Raw genomic sequence first — 20523 nt, forward strand, 5'->3', positions numbered from 1 at the left:
CAGGGCGGCCTTCGCGCCGCAGGCGCGAAAACGGCCGCGCAGGTTGGTTGGCCGGGGCGTGCCCCGGCCATGCGGCCGGAGGCCGCATAACGGCCGCGCAGGTTGGCGTAGTGAGTCAGCGAGGGCGGCTGAGGTGCCCGAGATTCGTGGGATCGCGGAGGCGACGCGTACTTTGGTACGCGAGCCTCCGGGATCGCGCGAAGATCGGGTGCCTCAGCCGGCCGCAGCGTCGGCTGGTTCCGTTTGCCGGAGGCAAACGGAACTAATAGCGGCTGTCGAAGATGCGCTTGGTCTTCTTCTCCGAGCGGGGCAGCTCGCCCATGGGGACGCCCTTCGCGTCGGGGGTGCAGCCGCACTTCGCCTTGAAGATGAGGGCCAGCTCCTCCTCGGCACGCTGTTTTGCCTCGCCGTCGAGCGGGGTCTCGAACAGCACGGTGAGCACGTCCTTGCCGCTGATGTTCTCTATCATCACCTGGTACTCCGAGCTCGTGCCGTCGGTGGCGGCGATGACCTCCTCCACCTGCGCGGGGAAGATGTTGCACCCCTTCACCTTGAACATGTCGTCGGTGCGGCCGGTCAACGTGTCGATGCGCGGGTGACGATGCCCGAAGCCGCAGGTGCAGTCGCCGGGGATGATGCGCGTGAGGTCGTGCGTGCGGTAGCGGATGAGCGGCGCGCCCTGCTTGCGCAGCGTGGTGAGCACCAGCTCGCCCACCTCGCCGTCGGGCACGGGGGCGCCCGTCGCAGGGTCGACGATCTCCACGTACACGTAGTCGTCCCACACGTGCATGCCGTGGTGCGCGTCGCACGAGATGCCGATGCCGGGGCCGTACACCTCGGTCAGGCCGTATATGTCGTAGATCTCCACGCCCAGCTCGCTGGCGATGCGCGCGCGCATCTTGTCGCCCCAGCGCTCGGAGCCGATGACGCCCTTGCGCAGGCAGAGCTTGTCGCGGATGCCGCGCTCGGCAATCTCCTCCGCCAGCAGGAGCGCGTAGGAACTGGTGGCGCAGAGTACGGTGGACTTCAAGTCCTGCATCATGCGCAGCTGCTTCTCGGTGTTGCCGGGGCCCATGGGGATGGCCATGGCGCCCAGGTGCTCGGCGCCCAGCTGGAAGCCGATGCCAGCCGTCCACAGGCCGTAGCCGGGGGTGATCTGGATGCGGTCGGTGTTCGTGATGCCCGCCGTCTCGTAGCAGCGCGCGAACTGGATGGCCCAGTCGGTCACGTCCTGCTGCGTGTAGGGCACGATGACGGGCGTGCCCGTGGTGCCGGACGACGAATGGATGCGCACGACCTCCTCGTCGGGCACGGCCTGCAGGCCCAGCGGGTACACGCGGCGCAGATCGTCCTTCTCGGAGAACGGCAGCTTCTCGAAATCTTCCTGGGATTGCACGTCGGGCAGGTCAATGCCCTCGAACTTCATGGCGTAGAACGGCGAGCGCGCCTTCAGGGTCTTGAACTGCTCCTTGACGAGCGCGAACTGGTCGGTGGTCAACTGCATGGGAGGTCCTCGTTTCGTTGGATGGCTTGCGGGGTCGCAGGGGTCGCTTCAAGCCCGCCCACGGCGGTGCTTGAAGCTAGAGCCATCGACCAGCCGAAACCACGGCTGGGAGGGAGAAGATGTCGTTCGCGATTACCATGCTTGGTATTCTAGGCGAACGGCCGCGGAATGCAAAGCCGTTTTTTCGTGCGGGACCGGGTGTGCGGGCCGGGTGCGGCGTGCTCCCTTTCCCTACCAGCTGAAGCGTCCCTTGCCGTTGCGCTTGCTGGCATAGAGCGCCTTGTCGGCGGCATGGTACAGGTCGAAGAACGTCTGGTCGCGCGCAACGGACGCCAGGCCGACGGAGCACCCCAGCCTCACGCGCCCGTCCGAGCACGCCGTCCAGCGCTCGACGAGCGTACGCGCCTTCGCCTCGGCCTGCGCGACAGAGAGCGGGCATTCGACGAACGCGGCGAACTCGTCGCCGCCCATGCGCCCAACGTAGGCGTCCTGCGCGAAAACGTCGGAGAGCACATCGGCGAACTCCACGATGACGCGGTCGCCCTCGGGATGCCCGAGCGTGTCGTTCACCAGCTTGAAGTCGTCCAGATCGATCATGAAGAACGTGCCGCCCGAGGCGCCGCGCGCCAGGGCCTCACACACGTGGCCCTCGAAGGCCACATGGTTGAACAGGCCGGTCATCGGGTCGAGTTCGGCGCGGCGCTCAAGTGCCTTGGAGTACGCGAGCGCGGCGTTCGCCTGCTCCGTCACCGTTTTGGGATAGTATTCGTCGCGGTGCTGGTCGACGTTGGGCGTGGAGTGGTGCAGGTGGGCGAGGAGCCAGCGGTCGCCCTCGCGCCGGAACACCATGCTGAAACGCGTGTCCATCTCCACCAGGAGCGACTTGGGCTCGCTCGGCCTCTCGCGCACCCACAACGTGCCGAATACGAGGCAGCAGCCCTCGCCGAGCGGCCGGGCCTCGTAATAGTCGTCGAGTATCTCGAAGGTTATGCCCTCGGCCTCTTCCTGGTCGCGCCCGAGGCCGCCCATGAACGCCGGTAGATTGGGATACATCTCGTGCTTGCCCGTGCCGATGAGCGAGAAATCGCTTTGGAAGAGCGAGTCGAAGATGAACCGGCCCCCTTCTTCGGTGGGTTCCAGAACATAGGCGCGCCAGAGCGCCTTGGCCAGCTCGATGGCCTCGTCAAGCCATACCCGTTCCATCGTCTCGCCCATTTCGCCCTCGTTCCGGTACGGTTTGAAAGCGGCGTGGTCGCGCGCTTCAACTTTTAGTATAGCAGGGTACTCGACACCCCCTTGTTTTTTCACGAGGAAGAGCGGCCGAAAAAGAATGCGCGGCCAGCGAGCGAAGCCGGCCGTGCCGGGGCGTGTCGGACGCGCCGGGGAGGCAGCGCCCAGACCGGAAGAGGGCCGAAAACCAGGCGGCGGGCGACGGGCCTACCTGGCCGCCACCGCGTCGATGGCGGCCAGGTTGAGGTCGACGAAGCGCGGCTTCACGCAGGAGGAGATGGCGCGGCGCAAGTCGTCCACATCGAGCGGGAGGCAGCCCGTCTTCAGCGCGCTGGCCAGAAGCAGCGTGTTCAGCACCTTGCGGCTGCCCGCCTGCGCGCACAGCGCCGCATCGTCCACGGCCACGAACGTGGCCGCATCGGCCAGCTGCTCCTGCAGGCGCGCGACCACGGCAGCCGCACGGTAGGGGGTCTTCGACAGCGCCGCCGTGACGGGCTGGAGCGCTGTCGTGGCCGTGACCAGCGTGCCGCCGGGAGCCAGGAACGGTACCACGCGCGCGGCCTCCGCCGGCTCGAACGCCACCACGAGGTCGGCCGTGCCGTGCGCCAGCAGTGGCGCCAGCACCTCTTCCCCACCATCGCCCATGCGCACGTGCGACACCACGTTGCCGCCGCGCTGCGCCATGCCGATGGTCTCGGCCGTGCGCACCTGCCAGCCCTTCTCCTGCGCGGCCTGGGCCAGCACCTTCGCGGCCAGCACCGTGCCCTGGCCGCCCACGCCCGCCAACAGAACGTTACGCATGGGGGCCTCCTTCCGCCGGAGCCTCTGTTTCATGTGACACTGCGGCAGGATTTTCAGCCGCATCCGCATCCGCCAACTGACCAGCCGGAGGAACGCCCAGCGCGCCGAAGGGGCACACCTGCGTGCACAGGCCGCAGCCGTTGCAGAGGCTCGCATCAACGAACGCCTGGCCGCGCTCCTTGCTCTTCGGGCCGCGCGCGTCGCCGTCGAAGCCGATGCCGGGACATCCTATCTCGGTGATGCACTTCTTGCAGCCGGTGCACGCATCCGCATCCACCGCCGCGGGCGCGCCCGGCCTCACCAGCTGGACGCACGGCGATTCGAACAGGATGGCGCTGGGGCCCTCGAACGCCAGCGCCTCGGCCGAGGCGGCAACGGAGGCGTCCAGGTCGAGCGGGTCGGCGTGCACGATGCACTCGAAGCCCACGGCCTGGAGCACGCGCTCGATGGAGACGGGCGTGCGCTTCGGCCCCATGAGCGTGACGCCCGTGCCGGGGTGCGGCTGCGAGCCGGTCATGGCGGTGGTGGCGTTGTCGAGCACGCACACGGTCACGTCGTGGCCGTTGTAGACGGCGTTCACGATGCCGGGCAGGCCGCTGGCGAAAAACGTGGAATCGCCCACGAACGCCACGTGTTTCTTGCCCGGTTCGGCCACGGCGAAGCCCTGCGCCATGGTGATGCCCGCGCCCATGCACAGGCACGTGTCCACGGCATCGAGCGGCTTGGCGTTTCCCAGCGTGTAGCAGCCGATGTCGCCGCACAGCACGGCCGGTGCCTTCCCCAGCGCACGCTTCACGGCGTAGAAGCTGCCGCGGTGCGGGCAACCGGCGCAGAGCACGGGCGGGCGCACGGGCAGCGGGTCGTCGGCGGGAGCATCGTAGGAGAGCGGGGTACTCGCCGGGGCCGTCGCGGGAGCAGATGGGGATTCGGGCGAAGATGTTTCACGTGAAACATCTGTTTGTTTTTCGGCGATGTCGAGGAATCTTGCAATGCGGGCGGCAAGGTCGTCCACGTCGTTCTCGCCGCGGTCGCGCGCGTCGCCGGTGAGCTTGCCGCGCACCGCGAAAGCCGCATGCGTGCGGCCGGCAAAGCGCAGGAGCTCGTCTTCCAGCACGTGGTCGAGCTCCTCCACGACGAGCACCTCGTCGAGGCCTTCCGTGAACCGTGCGGCCGTTTTCTCGGGGAACGGGTAAGGCGTCCCTACCTGCCAGAAACGATAGGCGGGCAACTCGGAGCCCTGCTCGGCAGCGCGCTGCTCCAGCATGCGCAACGCCTCGCGCGCATAGGCCGCCGACACGCCACCCGCCACGATGCCGCGGAGCGGGGTACAAGCATTACCGTTTCCGTCATCAAATGTTTCACGTGAAACACTTGTTTGCTTTTTTGAATCCCCCGCGAGGGAGCCTCCGAGGGCGGGGGCAGAAGCTGCGCAGGCCTTCTCCGTTTCCTTCGGCCCTTTTCCGGCGTCGAATATCGGATTGAACGCGGCGAGCGCGGGCTCGGCGGCGAAGTCGCAGGCGATGGCGCGCAGGCGCTCGTTGATCTCGCCATGCGCCTCGTAGGCGCGGCGCGGGAAGATGATCCACTTGGGGTCGCGCTCGAAACCCTCGGGGGGCACGGAGCGCGCGTCGGTGGCGTCGGCCACGTCGAAGAACGTGGATGCGTGGTTGATGCGCGTGGTGGGCCGCACGATGACGGGCGTATGGTAGCGCTCGGACAGGTCGAACGCCTCCTTCATCATGGCGAAGCCCTCGTCGGGCGTGGACGGATCGAGCACGGGCATCTTCGCGAAGGCGGCGAAGCGGCGCGTGTCCTGCTCGGTCTGCGACGAGATGGGGCCGGGGTCGTCGGCCACGAACAGCACGAGGCCGCCCTTCACGCCCACGTAGTTCAGGCTCATGAGCGGGTCGGACGCCACGTTGAGCCCCACCTGCTTGCAGGTGAACAGGCAGCGCGCGCCGGCATAGGAGGCGCCGGCCAGCAGTTCGAGCGCCGCTTTCTCGTTCGTGGACCATTCCACGTGCACGCCTCGCGCCGCGCCGGACGCGTGCAGCTTCGCCACCGTCTCTATCAGCTCGGACGACGGCGTGCCGGGATACCCCGCCACCACGCGCACGCCCGCCTCGAGCGCCGCGTGCGCGAACGCCTCGTTCCCCATCAGAAGTTTCTTCGTCATACGCGTTTCGCCTGCTTCGGTACTCGTTGGTCGCTGCCAGGACGGCAACGGAAGGGATGCGCCGCCGACTATCCGTACAAATGTTTCACGTGAAACATTCGGCGTCCCATGCCTGGACTTTCACGAATCCCATGATAGCAAACCGGAGGCCCCCCTGCGCGCGCATCCGGGCGAGGCGCCGCCGACGTCCTAAAAAGAGAAGGGATGCGCCCATGGACCCATCCCTCGCAACTCGTTTTTTCATTCACCGGATCAGACCCAGCCGGCACAGCGCACTCCCTCGCAGCCCCCCCGCCCGAGGATCGCCTCTGCAAGCCGGCAGGCGCTGCCGCCTAGGCCTCGGCCATGCCCTGCTTGAAGTCGATGATCTTCTGACGGGCGGTGTCGCAACCGGTGCCGAGGATCTGCACGGCCAGGATGGCCGCGTTCTTCGCGCCGTTGATGGCCACGCAGGCCACCGGCACGCCGGAGGGCATCTGCACCATGGACAGCAGCGAGTCGAGGCCGCCCAGGTCGCTCGTCTTCATGGGCACGGTGATCACCGGGTTCGGCGTGTAGGCCGCAACGACGCCTCCCAGGTGCGCGGCCTTGCCGGCGGCCGCCACGATCACGCGGATGCCGCGCTCGTGCGCCGTGCTGGCCCACTCGTGCACCTCGGCCGGCTTGCGGTGGGCGCTTGCCACCTTCACCTCGTAGGGGATGCCGAACTCGTCGAGCTGCTTCATGCACGGCTCCATGGCGGGCATGTCGCTCTCGGAACCCATGATGATGCCGACGACCGGATTGTTGTTCTCGCAGGACATGTGGCCTCCTTCGTTCGGCGCCGCCTGACGCGGCGGCGCTCGTGTTGTTCGCACCTGCTATTGTAGGGGTTTCGGAAAGCGCGCGCCCGCTCATGCGCCGCTTTTCCATCGACCGGCCCCGCCCTCGCGCGCAGCGCGGGGCAGACGGCGGGCGGCGCGCCCTTACCCGACGATCCGCCTGACGACGGCCTCCACCTCGGCCGCATCGGGAAGCGACGCGTCGGGATCGGCCGTGGCGCGGGCCAGCGCGAACTTCGCCGCCTCAAGCGCCTCGGCCACCACGAGACCCGCCTCCTCGGAGGGCGTCAGCTCGTCCGGACAGCTGCGCCGCTCGGGATGCCGCTCCAGGTAGGCGGCCAAAATGCCGCGGAAGTCGGATACGAAGCCGAACGTGCCGTCCAAGAACAGCTTCATGAGTGCCGGCGTCTGGGCCACCAACCGCGCCCGCATGGCGGCGATCTCGCTCGTCCAGTCCAGGTCGCGCACCACCTTCAGGAACAGCGTGAGCGTGGCGTGGTACGGCGTGCCCTCGATGCGGTCGTAGGCGGCGTGGACGACTCCGGCATCGAGGTCGACCCGGCCCAGCCCTACGATGGCGGCGTCTTTCGTGGGAAAGTAGTTGAAGAACGTGCCTTGCGACACCACGGCTCGCTCGCTGATCATGGCCACGGTCACGTTGTCGTAGCCCAGCTCGTCTACCAGCGAGATAGCCGCACGCTCGATAGCCGCGCGCGTCTCGCGGCGCTTGCGCTCACGCAAGCCCTCGGCACTCGGCTTCTCCATGTCCGCTCCTCCCTACCGTTTTGCCCGCTCGACGCCTTGCATTATACGGAAGTTTTGCGAGGCCTTTCTTTATTTACCACAATTTTATAGTCACTATAAAATTAAGGCTGCTATACTGGCCGATGCATCGGCAAGCCAGACCGCGAAAGGGGCGGACAATGAAAATATTCGGCATGGGACTGCCCGAGCTGATCCTGATCCTCGTGGTCGTGCTCGTCATCTTCGGCCCCAAGAACCTGCCCAAGCTGGGCGGCATGCTGGGCCGCACCGTCAAGAAGATCCGCGGCCGCGTGGAAGACGACACCCAGACGGCATAGCCTCCCCTCTGGACAGCGGAGCAAAGGTGCTCGTTTTTTAGCCGCACACCAAAAAGTGCCCCGAATCGCGAGGATTCGGGGCACTGTCATCATCGTGGTGGTCGGAGGGGGACTTGAACCCTCGGCACGCGGATTTTCAGTCCGCTGCTCTACCAACTGAGCTACCCGACCACATACAGCGTCCGTGAGGACGTGGAACGATATTGTACCGGTCGCACGTTCCCGGGTCAAGCGATCACGAGGCATTTCCTTCCGGATTTTCGAAACGTGAACCCATGACCAACACCGAAGCCGAAACCTCATGGTGAACCCTTCTTACCGGTTGTCGTTCTCGCACGCTCAAACGTCCCATTGGGGTTACAATGGCAGCACATGCAGAGAGGGGAATGTTGACGTGGGAGCATCACGGATAGCGCGATTCGCCATTGCAGCGAAAGTTGCCCTCGTTGTGCTGCTCGCCTGCGCGCTCGTACCTCTCTCGCCTTTTGACGCCGGCGTCTCGGCGGGCAAGGCGTTCGCCGAAACGGCACCGAAGGCATCGAGCTCTTCTTCCACCGACTCCGGCCAACGCGTGGTCAGGGTAGGGTACATGGATATCCCTGGCATGATCAGCCGCAACGCCGACGGCAGCCTCGAAGGCTACACCTACGATTACCTGCAGCGCATCGCCCAGTTCACCGGCTGGACGTACGAGTTCGTGAAAGCCGAGGGCGAAACCTCCAACGAGCAGGCTATCGACCTGATGAACATGCTCGAGGACGGGCGGATAGACCTCGAAAGCGGCATGACGTACAGCCCGGCGCTCGACGACACGTACGAGTACCCCCGGAACAGCTACGGCACCGCGCACACCTCGCTGTTCGTCCCCAACGAGAATGCCGGGATAACCGCGACCAACCTTTTCACCGAAGGACCGCTGCACATTGCCATCCTAAGCTCGGCGAAGCAGCGCCGTGAAGAGCTCGACTATTTCTGCGAGAAGAACAACCTCGCCTACACCACCGTCGAATGCGCCTCCAACAGCGAGCTGGCGCAGAAGGTGAGATCGGGGGAGGCCGACGCCTTCCTCAGCATCGACATCAGCCCTGTCGAAGGGTTCCACGTGGTCACCTCGTTCGCCGGGCGGCCGTTCTTCTTCGCGGCGCCGAAGGGCGACCGCACGATCATCGACGAGATCGACCGGACCATCGAGCGCATCAACGAAAGCAACCCCCAGCTGCAGAGCAACTTGTACGAGAAATATTTCGGCAAGACCAGCGCGAGTTTTGCGCTTAACGCCGAGGAGCTTGCGTTCGCCCGCAATCACGACACGCTGCGCGTGGGGGTTATTTCCGAAAAAGCGCCCCTTCAGTCGTTCGACAAGAAAACCGGCGAGCTCAAAGGCGTATCGCGCGGCATGCTGGACTACGTGGAGAAGCAGACGGGCCTCACGTTCGAGATAGTGCCCATCGATCGCAGCGACAACCTGCTCGACGCCGTTCGCACGGCCGACGTTGAGATCGTGGCCGGCGTTGAGTCCAACGATGCGGCAGCCTCGACGCTCGATCTTTCGCTGACCGCACCCTATATGACGACGAGCCTGCTGCTTGTGTACAACCGCCACGTCGATCCCGACAACCTCGAGAGCCGCACGCTGGCCCTACCGTGGGACATGACGAACACCGCCCCCGCCGGGAGCGACTTCATCATCTGCGACTCCATAGAGGACTGCTTCAAAGCCGTAAACGAGGGGCGCGCGGATTACACGTACGGCACGTCGTACACCACCCCGTACTATTCGAACATCGACGGGCTAAGCAACCTGCTCACCTTGCCCACCTCCACGCAAACCATCGGAATCAGCTTCGGCATCGTGCAGCCGGTAGAGCCCGAACTGCTCTCCGTGATAGACAAGACCATCCGCGGCCTGTCCACCGAAGAGCTCGACTCCATCGTCTACGAAAACGCGCTCATCGACCCCGACGAGCATGTGGGCGCGTTCATCTCAAGCCACTTGCTGGAGTTCGCCATCGGCGCCATTGCGGTGCTCATGCTGATCATCATGCTGCTGGTGCTTTACCTGCGCACCCGTGTGCTGTCGAACCGGCGTGTGCGCGAGGAAAACCTGCGTTTCCAAAAGCTGTACAGCCTGACGAACGAGCAGCTTTTCGAGTACTCCATGGGAACCGACACGCTCATCATGTCGAACCCCTCCGGCCTCAAGAACCTGGTGGACGTCGAAGCGGGAGAGCTGTCCGAGGACCGGTCGCACTACATCATCCACCACGCCCACGCCTTGATAGCGGAGAAATCCGACCCCGAGCTTCTCGATGCGCTCACCTCGCCCAGCAAGCCCTTCAGCGAGCTGCAGTACGAACCTGATCCGGGGGATGCGCACTGGATTCGCATCGTGTCCCATCTGGTAACGAACGACGAGGGCCGACCCATATCGGTCATTGGGAAGATCACCCGCGTAGACGAAGAGGTGCGCGAGAAGATGGACCTGTCGAAGCGCGCCCAGCACGACGGCCTCACCGGCTTGCTGAATTGGGCGACGTTCCGCGAGCGGGCCGAGCAGCAGCTGGAAACGGGCACCTGCGGCGCCTTGCTCGTCATCGACACGGACGACTTCAAAAGCGTCAACGACACCTACGGGCACTTGGCAGGAGACGCCGCGCTGCGCCAAACGGCAACGGTGCTGCGCAACGCATTCCGCTCGCATGACCTTATCGGCCGCTTGGGGGGCGACGAGTTCGCCGTGTGCATCTGCGGGTCCATCGAGCACAGCCAGCTGGTCGAGCGTTGCAGCCTCCTTGTTGAGCAGGGAGTGGAATTCAGCGACCAGGACGGCATCAAGCGCCTCATCACCTTGAGCATAGGCGGCATCGAGATATCCGGCACTCCCCTGTCGTACCGCGATGCCTACCAGCAAGCAGACAGCATCCTCTACCGCGCCAAAGCCGACGGCAAGGACCGCTTCGTGCTGGAGAAGGCAAAGGAAGGCCAGAGCCCGATTAGCTAGCCCAGCTTCTCGAAGAACGTGATGGATGCACTGGCCGATACCTTGCCGGACGAAGAGGACTGTCCCAGTCCGCTGCCGGTTATGGCGATATCGGTGACGAGGCACGAGTACTTGCAGTTGACCAAGCTCACAAGCACGCGGTGCGCTGCATGGTACGAGTCGCAGGTAAACGAGATGTCCACCACTCTGCGCACAACCGCGTCGGTCAGATCGGCTTCCGAGAAGTTGATGTTGTAGCTGGTCGCATCGGCCAGGATGGCATTCAACTCGTTGATCTCGTTCTTCGTGTTGTCGTAGGCCGGCAGCGTCTTCTGCGGGGTGCCAGACGCCTCCGCTTCAGCAATCTGCTGCTCCAGCTGGGTTTTCTTGGCGGAAACTGCCTGTTGGATGGTAATCTCGCTATCCAGCTCGCTCAATTTCGCCTCGGACGCTGCAATAGAGTCCAAAGAGGGTTTCAGCACCAGCAGATAGTAGCAGCAGCCAAGAAGGAGCACTGCCAAGATGAGCATCAGGGCCTTCTCGCGCGTGGTAAAAGAACGGTTCATCCTACGCCCCCGTCCCGTTGGCGCCAGACGAGGCATTCGAAGCGGCAGCTTCCTTGGCGGCCGCCAACATATCAGCCCCGGCCAGCGTCACGGTGATCGTTGAAACAACCTCGTCGTTTCGGTCTGTTTTCGCCGTGCTCATCGAAACGTTCGCCACGAGGTCGCTGCCCTCGAGCGACGCCACCACGCGCGACACGTCCTGCAGCGAGGTGTTCGCGAATTGCAGCATAACGGTGTTGCCCGTCACGTTAACCGACTGGAGCTCGGCCATGTTGGCCACCGTTCCCTGCAGCAAGTCGAGTATCGCCCCGCGATCGGCCAGGGCCTTCTCCACATCGGACAGGCTGTTCACCGTGAAAGCGGCGTACCGCTCCTGTAGCTCGTCGTAGTCGGCGTTCGCCGCCTCGAGAGCGGACAGCTGGGATTGGGCGGCAGCGACCTTCCCCGAGGCCGCCGAGGCGGCTGCCATGACATCGACAACCGCGAATTTCGCGAACAGCGCTATCAGCACCAACGCCACGGCGAACAACACGAGGTTGCGCGCCATCTTGTTCTCGCCCTTGTCATCTACCGCCAAGTTGATGGTGGTCTTCGTGGGATAAACAGGCTTCTTGCTCCGCTTGAGCGTCATCTCGAGGGCCATTGCTTCTCCTTACTGCAGCGCGATGCCAACGGCAGCAGGACAGATGCGCACCTGATCGGCCACGGCAGGCGAATAGGGCATCATCGCGCCGATATCCACCAAATCGATGGCAAGGTGCTCGTCGAGAGCATGAAGCAAGGGGGCGATACCCGACCCGCTTCCGCAGTAATGCACCGTGTTCAGCTGGCTGTTCGGATAGTTGAAATTGAAGAAGCTGACGATACGGGCCAGCTCGATGCCAATGCGCTCGTACAGGTCGAGGCATGGCTGAATAGTCTGCGCCCCCTCGTAGTCGTTGGCCAAGTAAGCCTTCGCCAGGTTGAAATCGACGCCGAAGTGGTCTGCCACCGCAGACGCCAGCGAGAGCGCTCCGAACTCGATAGAGCGCGTGACCTCGTACTTCCCCTCGGGGAACAGGTACACCTTCGTGTTTGCGCTGCCGATGTCCAAGAAGCAGAAATCCTGATCTGCCGACACCGCCGGCATACCGTCGCCTCCCGCCGCATGGCGGCGCACATACTGCGAGATGATGTTGGCATAGGCCATGATGTCTGGAGCTGCAATCCGCAGCTTGAGCCCCGCGCGGCGCAGCATGTCGCCGTAGGCATCGATCGTCTCGACAGGGGTTGCCACGGCCAGCACGTCCATATCCTGCAGGTTGCCCGCCTCGTCGCTGCTCGTGCCCAAGATGGCGTAGTCGAACCGGTACTTGTCCTTGCCGTCGGCGATGTAATCTCTGAACTCGAATGGCAGGTTGAGCTTCAACTCGTCCACCGTCATGGCGGGCAGGGATATCCGGCGCGTATACACGTCGCGCGCGTGCAAGACGAGCGCGCAGTTCTTGGCGGTTATCCTATGCTTGCGCACCGCATCGCGCAGCAGCTCGGACATGGTTTCAAGCGACGTTATACGCCCGTCTTTCACCAGGTTGTCAGGCACTTCCTCGATGGCTATCTGCGAAACCGCCTTGCCGTCGCAGACCGCCAGCTTCAAGTGCCCGGTTCCGATGTCGACACCGGTGTATGCCTTAGCCATGCGCGCCTCTTTCCCTCGATGGCCCATTATAAAGCAGGGGGCACCGCACAGCGAGCGCAATAAGCGGGTAAGGGCAAGTTATCAAACCAGATAGACGTTAAAACAGCCCCAGGTACCATGCGATAAGCTGCGGGCCGAGGGCGAGGGTGAACCAGGTGGCCAGCGCGATGGAGGGGCCGAAGGGGAACGCCTGCGGGTCGTTGGTATCTTGGCGGCGCTTCTGGGTGGCGTAGGCGAACACGATGCCCACCACGCAGGCGACGATGAGGTTGAGCACGCTGCCCGCAAGGCCCAGGAACAGCCCCACCATGAACACGAGCTTGACATCGCCGCCGCCCAGGCTGCGCCGCCCCATGACCTTGTCGAACACGAGCGACAGCGCAAGCAGGCAGCCGGCCACCACGAACGCGCCCAGCAAGCCGTCCAGCAGCACGGCCGCAAGCGGCGAGCCGGCGAACGCCAGCATGAGCGAGCCCAAGCCCATGGCGGAGAGGTCCACGCCGTAAAAGGCGAACGAGACGGCCCACGCCGCGATGCCGGCGATGATGAAGCCGTTGGGAATGGTGTAGGTCTCCAGGTCCACGAGCGACAGGCCCAGAAGGATGCAGCCGAGCGCGCACAACGCGAGCGCGTGGACGGTCAGTCCGTAGACGGCCACCATGCTCATGAAGAAGAGGCCGCAGAGGAGCTCGGCCGCCATATAGCGCGCCGCGATGCGCTCGCCGCAGTAACGGCAGCGGCCCCTGAGGAAGAGCCAGCTGAGCACGGGCACCAAGTCGAGCGGTGCAAGGGGGTGGTTGCACACGGCGCAGTGGCTGCGGCCCTTCCACACGCTCTCGCCGTGCACGAGCCGCCACGCCAGGCAGTTGACGAAACTGCCCAGGCACGCGCCCAGCAGCCCAGCTACCAGCAGGAAGAAGATAGGCCATACGGGAGAGAGAATTGCGAGGTCGGTTAGTTGCATGGAGGGCCTTTCGCCACGCTAGCCGCGCTCGGGGGCGGCAACCCAGGCACAGACGGCCTGGCCGTCCCTTGCGGTGGCCTCGATGATCATGGTGCCGCGCTCGACGTGCTGCTCCTTGCCGTCGACCACGAGGGTGTCGCCCTCGTTGTAGCCGGCGGGCGGGTCGGCCACGAGCGTGTTCGCACCCTTGGCGTAGTAGGCGACGTTGGCGCCGTCGGGTTGCAGATGCTTGCGATGGGCGGCGTCATTTCCGCCGGAACACCCGGGCACGAGGCAGCCGCCGGCCGCCTCGACGGCGGCAACTCCCTGGGCCGTGTTGAGCGCGTTGGCATCGTTGCCCTGCTGCATGAGCGAGAGCATGTACGAGCCGAGCGCCAGTAGCAGCACCACGGCGAAGCAAGCGATACCGACGATGGAGACGGTTTCGATACGAGAGAGGCCTTGGGTGTTGGTGAGGGGGGTCATGGTGAAATAAGCAACTCAACGAGATCCTTAATGAAATAAAGGGCCGCTTAGAAAACGGCCCTTTATTTATTGCAAAAATGTATAAATATTAAAATTATGCCTAAGAATGACTGGTCGAAGGGGTGATTTTTTCATTTGCAGCACTGTAAGTGTAATAAATCTTGTTGCCTTTTTCCCAAGTCACAGTCGAGCCGCCCACGCTCATTCCACCTGTGCCACTTTCGCCTTGACACGCAAAGTCGCCATCAGCTTTCTCAACCACGGAGCCATCTGCGTTCAATCCATACCAAGTGTCCGCAGTAAGGTTATCGTCCAAAACCTCAACCGATACTGTTGCATACCCGCCTCGTATATTGGCAGCATCCGTCTGCTTTTGAGCCTCAGCTAATTGCCCAGTAAACACCGGGATCGCAATAGCGACCAGCACGGCCACGATGGCGACTACGATGAGCAGCTCGGCGAGGGTGAAGCCGCCTTTCTCCTCCCGCATGCGTTGAATCATCTGCTTCATAATTCTCTCCTTCTCGAAGCTCGTTCGAGCTTCTTGTTGAGGCCGCTCTTTGCGGCCGTCCTCACTGCCCCAGCGGCGACTTCTCGGCGCCCATTACCCCACGAAAACACTATGAAATCCCATTTCAAACCTACATTCCCGAGTAGATCGAGAACATCGCCAAGTATAGCGCAATGACTATGTAACCTGCAAATAACGCGATGAATATCAGGATGCCCGGCTCCAGCTTCGAGAGCGCTTTCTGCGTGGCGCGGTCGGTCTCGTCGTCGTAGAACGCGCCCATGGTGGCCAGCGTCTCCTCCAGCGCGCCCGTCTCCTCGCCCACCACCGCCATCTCAACCAGCGGACGCGGCATGAACGGCACGTCCTCCATGCACTCGCCCAGCTGCTTGCCCTCCTCCAGCTTCGCCGTCATCTTACCAACACCTTGGCTTATCACGTAGTTGTCCAACACCTTCGCCGTGATATCAACGGCATGGGTCATCTGCAGGCCGGACGTGAGCAGCGTGGACATGGTGTTGGCGTACTGCGCGGCGTTCGACAGCTGCGCCACCTTGCCCACGGCCGGCAGCTTCAGCTTGAACGTGGCCCACATCGCGCGGCCCTTTTCCGTCTTGGTCCACAGCTTCACGCCGATGACCGCCGCCGCCAGCACCAGGATGATCCACAGGATGTTCGCCGCCATGAAGTCGCTCGCGTTGATGAGTATCTGCGTTGCCAACGGCATTTCCGTGTCGTAGCTGGACAGGATATCCTTGAACGTGGGGATGACCATAACCATGAGCACCGCCACCACCACGATGGCTATGATGATGACGAAAATAGGATAGGTGACGGCCTGGGCCACCTTCGCCTTCGTCTTGCTGTGCTTGTCGTAGTATTTGTGCAGCGTGTCGAAGCTCCGGTCGAGCGTGCCCGCCTGCTCGCCGGCGCGGATGGTCTCGTAGAACAGGACGGGCAGCTTGGCGCCGCCCTTGCTCTCGAAGCTGTTCGCCAGGCTGTGGCCGGCCGCCACATCCTCGGCCACCTCCTGCAGGATGGCCTTCAGCCCCTTGTCGGACGTCTGCTCGGCCACCAAGCTCACGCTCTTGGCCATGCCCATGCCGGTGCCGACGATGATGGAGAACTGCGAGCACATGATGGCGATGACCTTCGGCTTGATCTTGCCGGAGCCTAGTTCCATCGTCAGGAAGTTCGGGCGCTCCTTCACCTGCGCCACCTTGCTCACCACGCGGCACGACGCCTTCGCCTTCTCCAGCGCCTCGAACTCGTCGAACGCCTCCACCACGCCGGAAACACGTTGCCCGGACGCCGACATCCCCTCGTATTTGAAAACGGCCACGGTTCTGCCTTCCTAGAAACGGCTCGTGCTCTTGGTGACGTACTCCACGTCGTGCGCCGCGTCAATGGCGGTTTGAGCATCGATAAAATTGCGCTTGAACAGGTTGATCAGCGCGTTGTCCATGGTGATGGACCCCACCGATGCCGACGTGGCCAGCGCGTTGGCTATCTGGGGCGTTTTGCCCTCGCGGATGAGGTTGCGGATGGCAGGCGTCACGATCATGAGTTCCGCCGCCAGCACGCGCCCGCCGCCGCGCCTGCGCACCAGCTGCTGGCTCAGCACGGCATGAAGGCACGTGGACACCTGCATGCGAATCTGGCGCTGAAGGCCCTCGGGGAACACGTCCACCATGCGGTCGATGGAGTCGGCCGCCGAGTTCGTATGCAACGTGGCCAGCACCAGGTGGCCGGTCTCGGCGGCAGTGAGCGCGGTCTCGATGGTGTTCAGGTCGCGCATCTCGCCGATGAGGATGACATCGGGGTCCTCGCGCAGCACGGCACGCAGGGCATCGGCATAGCTGGCGGTGTCGGTGCCTATCTCGCGCTGGTTGATGACGCACTGGTCGGGCGTGTGCACGTACTCCACGGGATCTTCCAGCGTGATGATATGGTCGGTGCGCGTGTGGTTGATCTGGTCGAGCAGCGCCGCCATGGTGGTGGACTTGCCGGAGCCCGTCTCGCCCGTCACCAGGATGATGCCGCGCTGCAGGCGGGGGAAGTCCAACACCGCCGGGGAAAGGCCCAGCTCGTCGAGCGGCGGGATGACGTCGGACAACAGGCGCAGCGCCGCGCTCACGCTCCCCTTCTGGCGGAAGAGGTTGATGCGCACGCGCACGCCGGCGATGGTGTGCGCCAGGTCGAGCTCGCCGCAATCCTTGATGGAGTCGTATCCTTTGCCGGACAGCTCCTGCGCGTACATCTCGCACTGCTTGTGCGTGAGGGGCTCGCAGCCCGGCATGGTTTCGAGCCTGCCGTCGATGCGGTACTTGGGCGGCAGGTCGCACACCAGGTGGATGTCGGAAGCTCCAGCCTCGTGAGCCTGCGCTACCAGTTCTTCGGCCGATTTCAACATGGGCGGTTCTCCTACTCCAAGGTGTTGATGGTGCGGGTGGCTTCCTCGACGGTGGTCACGCCATCATGCACGAGCTTTATAACACTGGCGGAAAGCGTGGCGAAGTCGGCGCGCTCCAGCAGCATGCGAATGGCATCGCGGCCGGCATTCTCGGCGATGGCGCGGCGCAGCTCGCGGTCGATCACCAAAATCTCGAACACGCCCGTGCGGCCGCGATAGCCGGTGTGGAAACACAGCGGGCAGCCCTTGCCGTGGTAGAACTTCTCGCCGCTGGCTGCGGAAAGGCCCAGCAGGTCCAGGTCGTCAGCGGAGGGCTGGTATTCCTCGCGGCAGTGCGGGCAGATGCGGCGCACGAGGCGCTGGCTCACGATGCCGCGCAGGCCGGACGAGATGAGGTACGGCTCCACACCGATGTCCAGCAGACGGTCGATGGTGGACAGCGAGTCGTAGGTGTGGATGGTGGACAGCACCAGGTGGCCGGTGATGGCGGCGCGCATGGCTATCTCGGCCGTCTCGCCGTCGCGGATCTCGCCCACGGCCACGATATCAGGGTCCTGGCGCAGGATGGAGCGCAGGCCGCTGGAGAACGTGAGGCCCGTCTTCTCGTTGATCTGCACCTGGTTGATGCCGTCGATGTTGTACTCAACCGGGTCTTCCAAGGTGATGAGCTTCACCTGCTCGGTGTTGAGCTCGCGGATCATGGTGTACATGGTGGACGATTTGCCCGAGCCCGTGGGGCCCGCGATGAGCAGCACGCCGTTGTTGGAGTGGATGAGGCGATGGTACTTGTCCAGGTTCTCGCCGTAGAGGCCGATGCCCTTCGGGTCGAGCAGCTGCGAGCTCTTGTCCAACAGGCGCACGACCACCGATTCACCGTAGATGGTGGGCAAGGTGGACAGGCGCAGGTCGATGTCGCGGCTCTTGATGCGCACGTTGGCACGGCCGTCCTGCGGCACGCGGCGTTCGGCTATGTTCATGCCGCCCATGATCTTCAGGCGCGAGATGACGCTGCTTTGCAGGTCGCGCGGCACGGTGAGCACGTTGCGCATGATGCCGTCGATGCGCATACGCACCTGCAGGTCGCCTTCGCGCGGCTCCAAGTGCACGTCGGAGGCGCGCTCGGTGGCGGCGCGCTCGATGATGGAGTTCACCAGGCGGATGGTGGGCGCGCTCTGCGCCTCGTCCTCGGCGTCGAGCGTGGTGCCGGCGAAGCGCACGTCGGTGGCATCGGTGCCGGTGGCCGTGGAGTTGGCAGCCTCGGTGCGCATGTCCTCGATGGCGCGGGCGGCGCCCTCGTTGCCGTAGAGCTGCATGATGGCACGTTCGATGGCGAGCTTCGTGGACACCATGGGCACGATACGCCGCCGCGTGGCCGTGCGCGCCTCCTCCTGGGCGATGAAGTTCATGGGGTCGCTCATGGCCACGAACACCTCGTCGGGCGTGGCCTTCACCGGTACCATGTTGTACTTCTTCGCCATGTTCTTGGGGATGGTCTGCGTGAGGTCGGTGGGAAGGATGACGTTCGTGAGGTCGATGAAGTCGATGCCCAGCTGCATGCACAGGACGTCGATGAGCTCCTTCTCGGTGATGTAGCCCGCGTCGATGAGCGTCTCGCCCAGGCGCATGCCGCTGTCCTTCTGCAGCGACAGGGCCGTGGTGAGCTGATCGGTGGTGATGTAGCCGCTGTCGAGGAGCATGTCCCCCAGTCGCTTGTACGCCATGCAGGTGGGTCCTTTCCTACCAGTTGTTGACGGTTCGCACGGTTATCGTTTTCGATTGAGCTTCGTAGTCGCCGTTGGAGACGGTGAGGGAGAACGCCCAGAGGCCTCCGCCTGCCGGGTCGGGGTTCCAAGTGAGCGAATCGAGCTGGACTGATGCGCCCGTGCCGGAGGTGTCGGTGTTCAAGAGGGGCAGAGCGGCTACGGTATCCACGGTGCCAGGTAAGGGGTCTGCCGTGCCTTCAGGGTTGGCGGCATTCACGCCATTCACCGTTATGGTGTTCGCGTCGTTCGCCAAGTAGAGGCGGTATCCGCGCACCGAGCTGTCGAAAGCGTAGACAGGGCCGACGCCCGAGCTCGCGCCGCTCACTGCCTCAACATCGTAGGCGAAGCGCAACTCGTCCTGCACGGCCGTGACGGCATTGCCCATGAGCGCGTTCGCCTCGGTGGCCTGCTTGATGCTGCCGTATGCTTTCACGGCCACGCCGATGCCCGCCGCCACGGCCAAGGTAAGCAGCCCCACCAGCAGCACCGTGACCAGCACCTCGCCGAGGGTGAAGCCATCGTCTGCCCGCAGCGCCCTCGCGGTACGCGGCGCGCGCATGCTAGTTCCCTCCTTGGGCCGGTTCGGGCAGCTCGTAGCGCTGGAACGAATAACCGTTGGCGTCGCTGTCGTTGGAAGTGATCAGCTGCACCTGCGGCTCCCAAGAGAGCGACCCGTCCCAGCTGGAACTCGTGCCGACCACCTGCGCCCGGGAAGCCGCCGAAGCGGAGCCCGTGGCGGCGTCGATGCCGCCCGTCTGCTCATAGGCACCTTGCAGCGCGGCGGTGCTGGTGAGCGACACCTGCGTGGCAACGTTTATCATCGTTGCCAGAACCACGGTTGCCAGGCCCACTATCAGAACGCCCACCAGCACCTCGGTGATGGTTTCGCCGGCAGTGGAGCGTAGGGTGGCGATTTTGCGCTTGCGGCAGCCCATGTTACCCGTCCACCTTGGTGCGCTCGGTCTTGGTTATCATGGCGTCTTTCCAGGTAACTTTTTGGAGCGTGGTGCCTGTTTCATCGTAAAGGCACGACGCGGGAATGGTGAGCACCACTTGGTAGTTGCCCACGGCACCATCATAGGAAGCGGGCGAGAACGCTATGCGGATGTCGAAGGGGTTGTTGGCCTTTTCGCCCCCCATGGTGAACTGGGCGGACACGGCAACCATATCGGCCGCACCAACGGGGGCGTTCACCTTGAACTGCGCAGAGGCCGAAGGCTGGGGCGTCGACAGAGCAGCTGCGGGCAATGCAATGTTGACCGCCTTCACCGCTCCGGCAAGGTACTCTTGCATGCTAGCGTTCCCGTCGGCAAGCGAGCACTCGTAAACGTCGCCCGAGATGGTGCAGGTGCCATCGACGATCTCGTCGCGCAGCAGCTCCGCCGCCGACGTGGTGGAGTAATAGGCCTGCTGGCTTTTCTCATAGTCCACCAGCTGCCCCGTGCCCACCGAGGCAGCCGTGAGCACCACGCCGCCCACCAAGGCGCACACGAGGAAGAACAGCAGCGCAATGAGGATGGACGCGCCGCGTTCGTCCAAAGCACGGTATGTAGACGCATACGACCTCAT

General features: G+C 64.0%; 19 protein-coding genes, 1 tRNA gene and 1 pseudogene. 2 read left to right on the forward strand and 19 right to left on the reverse strand.

Going from position 1 to position 20523, the window contains the following annotated elements; translation table 11 throughout:
* Nucleotides 1-262 precede the first annotated feature (262 nt).
* The 6 genes from GPA_RS05660 to GPA_RS05685 form a co-directional block, all read right to left on the reverse strand.
* A complete protein-coding gene (locus GPA_RS05660; RefSeq protein WP_015539237.1) occupies nt 263-1504 on the reverse strand; it encodes a phenylacetate--CoA ligase family protein in 1242 nt (413 codons plus the stop codon).
* Between the two features lie 231 nt (nt 1505-1735).
* The gene (locus tag GPA_RS05665; protein ID WP_015539238.1) at nt 1736-2719 is read right to left on the reverse strand and encodes a diguanylate cyclase domain-containing protein; all 984 of its coding nucleotides are present in this window, start codon (nt 2717-2719) and stop codon (nt 1736-1738) included.
* Nucleotides 2720-2941: 222 nt separating this feature from the next.
* Nucleotides 2942-3535, reverse strand: a complete 594-nt coding sequence (locus GPA_RS05670) for an indolepyruvate oxidoreductase subunit beta (RefSeq protein ID WP_015539239.1) — start codon at nt 3533-3535, stop codon at nt 2942-2944.
* A complete protein-coding gene (locus GPA_RS05675; protein WP_015539240.1) occupies nt 3528-5711 on the reverse strand; it encodes a thiamine pyrophosphate-dependent enzyme in 2184 nt (727 codons plus the stop codon). Before GPA_RS05675 ends, GPA_RS05670 begins: the two co-directional genes overlap by 8 nt.
* A gap of 332 nt (nt 5712-6043) precedes the next feature.
* On the reverse strand, nt 6044-6514 hold the full coding sequence (gene purE / locus GPA_RS05680; RefSeq protein ID WP_015539241.1) for a 5-(carboxyamino)imidazole ribonucleotide mutase: 471 nt from the start codon (nt 6512-6514) through the stop codon (nt 6044-6046).
* A gap of 162 nt (nt 6515-6676) precedes the next feature.
* On the reverse strand, nt 6677-7297 hold the full coding sequence (locus tag GPA_RS05685) for a TetR/AcrR family transcriptional regulator (RefSeq protein WP_015539242.1): 621 nt from the start codon (nt 7295-7297) through the stop codon (nt 6677-6679).
* Nucleotides 7298-7455: 158 nt separating this feature from the next.
* Between GPA_RS05685 and GPA_RS05690 the strand changes: the two are divergent.
* A pseudogene (locus GPA_RS05690) lies at nt 7456-7599 on the forward strand (twin-arginine translocase TatA/TatE family subunit); the annotation flags it as partial.
* 110 nt (nt 7600-7709) lie between these two features.
* Here GPA_RS05690 and GPA_RS05695 read toward each other — a convergent pair.
* Nucleotides 7710-7785: transfer RNA gene (locus GPA_RS05695), tRNA-Phe, on the reverse strand.
* A 433-nt stretch (nt 7786-8218) separates the two neighbouring features.
* Here GPA_RS05695 and GPA_RS20375 point away from each other — a divergent pair.
* On the forward strand, nt 8219-10615 hold the full coding sequence (locus GPA_RS20375) for a transporter substrate-binding domain-containing diguanylate cyclase (protein ID WP_390212827.1): 2397 nt from the start codon (nt 8219-8221) through the stop codon (nt 10613-10615).
* On the opposite strand, the gene gspM is transcribed toward GPA_RS20375, so the two are convergent.
* The 12 genes from gspM to GPA_RS05760 form a co-directional block, all read right to left on the reverse strand.
* Nucleotides 10612-11160 (reverse strand): type II secretion system protein GspM, encoded by a 549-nt coding sequence (gene gspM, locus GPA_RS05705; protein WP_015539244.1) that lies wholly within the window; start codon nt 11158-11160, stop codon nt 10612-10614. The two genes, GPA_RS20375 and gspM, sit on opposite strands and share 4 nt — an antisense overlap.
* Nucleotide 11161: 1 nt before the next feature.
* The gene (locus tag GPA_RS05710; protein WP_015539245.1) at nt 11162-11803 is read right to left on the reverse strand and encodes a fimbrial assembly protein PilN; all 642 of its coding nucleotides are present in this window, start codon (nt 11801-11803) and stop codon (nt 11162-11164) included.
* Nucleotides 11804-11812: 9 nt separating this feature from the next.
* Complete coding sequence (gene pilM / locus GPA_RS05715; protein WP_041239159.1) at nt 11813-12838, reverse strand: pilus assembly protein PilM; 1026 nt, start codon at nt 12836-12838, stop codon at nt 11813-11815.
* 97 nt (nt 12839-12935) lie between these two features.
* Nucleotides 12936-13802, reverse strand: coding sequence for a prepilin peptidase (locus GPA_RS05720; RefSeq protein ID WP_015539247.1), 867 nt, complete (start codon nt 13800-13802; stop codon nt 12936-12938).
* A gap of 18 nt (nt 13803-13820) precedes the next feature.
* Nucleotides 13821-14267 (reverse strand): hypothetical protein, encoded by a 447-nt coding sequence (locus GPA_RS05725; protein ID WP_015539248.1) that lies wholly within the window; start codon nt 14265-14267, stop codon nt 13821-13823.
* A gap of 100 nt (nt 14268-14367) precedes the next feature.
* Nucleotides 14368-14778: a prepilin-type N-terminal cleavage/methylation domain-containing protein gene (locus tag GPA_RS17335; RefSeq protein ID WP_015539249.1), complete on the reverse strand. Its 411-nt coding sequence runs from the start codon at nt 14776-14778 to the stop codon at nt 14368-14370.
* A 130-nt stretch (nt 14779-14908) separates the two neighbouring features.
* Nucleotides 14909-16120: a type II secretion system F family protein gene (locus GPA_RS05735; RefSeq protein ID WP_114568061.1), complete on the reverse strand. Its 1212-nt coding sequence runs from the start codon at nt 16118-16120 to the stop codon at nt 14909-14911.
* A gap of 12 nt (nt 16121-16132) precedes the next feature.
* On the reverse strand, nt 16133-17191 hold the full coding sequence (locus GPA_RS05740) for a type IV pilus twitching motility protein PilT (protein ID WP_015539250.1): 1059 nt from the start codon (nt 17189-17191) through the stop codon (nt 16133-16135).
* A gap of 11 nt (nt 17192-17202) precedes the next feature.
* Complete coding sequence (locus GPA_RS05745; RefSeq protein WP_015539251.1) at nt 17203-18912, reverse strand: GspE/PulE family protein; 1710 nt, start codon at nt 18910-18912, stop codon at nt 17203-17205.
* A gap of 16 nt (nt 18913-18928) precedes the next feature.
* Entirely contained in the window at nt 18929-19513 is a 585-nt protein-coding gene (locus tag GPA_RS16720) for a prepilin-type N-terminal cleavage/methylation domain-containing protein (RefSeq protein ID WP_015539252.1), read from the reverse strand.
* 1 nt (nt 19514) lies between these two features.
* On the reverse strand, nt 19515-19889 hold the full coding sequence (locus tag GPA_RS05755; RefSeq protein ID WP_015539253.1) for a hypothetical protein: 375 nt from the start codon (nt 19887-19889) through the stop codon (nt 19515-19517).
* 1 nt (nt 19890) lies between these two features.
* Nucleotides 19891-20523 carry a hypothetical protein gene (locus tag GPA_RS05760; RefSeq protein ID WP_227115358.1) on the reverse strand — a complete coding sequence of 211 codons (633 nt, stop codon included), beginning with the start codon at nt 20521-20523 and terminating at the stop codon, nt 19891-19893.

It is taken from the genome of Gordonibacter pamelaeae 7-10-1-b, from assembly GCF_000210055.1.
In the GTDB taxonomy this organism is placed as follows: domain Bacteria; phylum Actinomycetota; class Coriobacteriia; order Coriobacteriales; family Eggerthellaceae; genus Gordonibacter; species Gordonibacter pamelaeae.

Coding starts and splice junctions, on each gene's coding strand:
- GPA_RS05670 (WP_015539239.1), bottom strand. CDS start 3,535: ATGCGTAACGTTCTGTTGGCGGGCGTGGGCGGCCAGGGCACGGTGCTG.
- GPA_RS16720 (WP_015539252.1), bottom strand. CDS start 19,513: ATGCGCGCGCCGCGTACCGCGAGGGCGCTGCGGGCAGACGATGGCTTC.
- GPA_RS05660 (WP_015539237.1), bottom strand. CDS start 1,504: ATGCAGTTGACCACCGACCAGTTCGCGCTCGTCAAGGAGCAGTTCAAG.
- gspM (WP_015539244.1), bottom strand. CDS start 11,160: ATGAACCGTTCTTTTACCACGCGCGAGAAGGCCCTGATGCTCATCTTG.
- GPA_RS05710 (WP_015539245.1), bottom strand. CDS start 11,803: ATGGCCCTCGAGATGACGCTCAAGCGGAGCAAGAAGCCTGTTTATCCC.
- pilM (WP_041239159.1), bottom strand. CDS start 12,838: ATGGCTAAGGCATACACCGGTGTCGACATCGGAACCGGGCACTTGAAG.
- GPA_RS05720 (WP_015539247.1), bottom strand. CDS start 13,802: ATGCAACTAACCGACCTCGCAATTCTCTCTCCCGTATGGCCTATCTTC.
- GPA_RS17335 (WP_015539249.1), bottom strand. CDS start 14,778: ATGAAGCAGATGATTCAACGCATGCGGGAGGAGAAAGGCGGCTTCACC.
- GPA_RS05685 (WP_015539242.1), bottom strand. CDS start 7,297: ATGGAGAAGCCGAGTGCCGAGGGCTTGCGTGAGCGCAAGCGCCGCGAG.
- GPA_RS05755 (WP_015539253.1), bottom strand. CDS start 19,889: ATGGGCTGCCGCAAGCGCAAAATCGCCACCCTACGCTCCACTGCCGGC.
- GPA_RS05665 (WP_015539238.1), bottom strand. CDS start 2,719: ATGGGCGAGACGATGGAACGGGTATGGCTTGACGAGGCCATCGAGCTG.
- GPA_RS05745 (WP_015539251.1), bottom strand. CDS start 18,912: ATGGCGTACAAGCGACTGGGGGACATGCTCCTCGACAGCGGCTACATC.
- purE (WP_015539241.1), bottom strand. CDS start 6,514: ATGTCCTGCGAGAACAACAATCCGGTCGTCGGCATCATCATGGGTTCC.
- GPA_RS05760 (WP_227115358.1), bottom strand. CDS start 20,523: ATGAGGTCGTATGCGTCTACATACCGTGCTTTGGACGAACGCGGCGCG.
- GPA_RS05725 (WP_015539248.1), bottom strand. CDS start 14,267: ATGACCCCCCTCACCAACACCCAAGGCCTCTCTCGTATCGAAACCGTC.
- GPA_RS20375 (WP_390212827.1), top strand. CDS start 8,219: ATGATCAGCCGCAACGCCGACGGCAGCCTCGAAGGCTACACCTACGAT.
- GPA_RS05675 (WP_015539240.1), bottom strand. CDS start 5,711: ATGACGAAGAAACTTCTGATGGGGAACGAGGCGTTCGCGCACGCGGCG.
- GPA_RS05740 (WP_015539250.1), bottom strand. CDS start 17,191: ATGTTGAAATCGGCCGAAGAACTGGTAGCGCAGGCTCACGAGGCTGGA.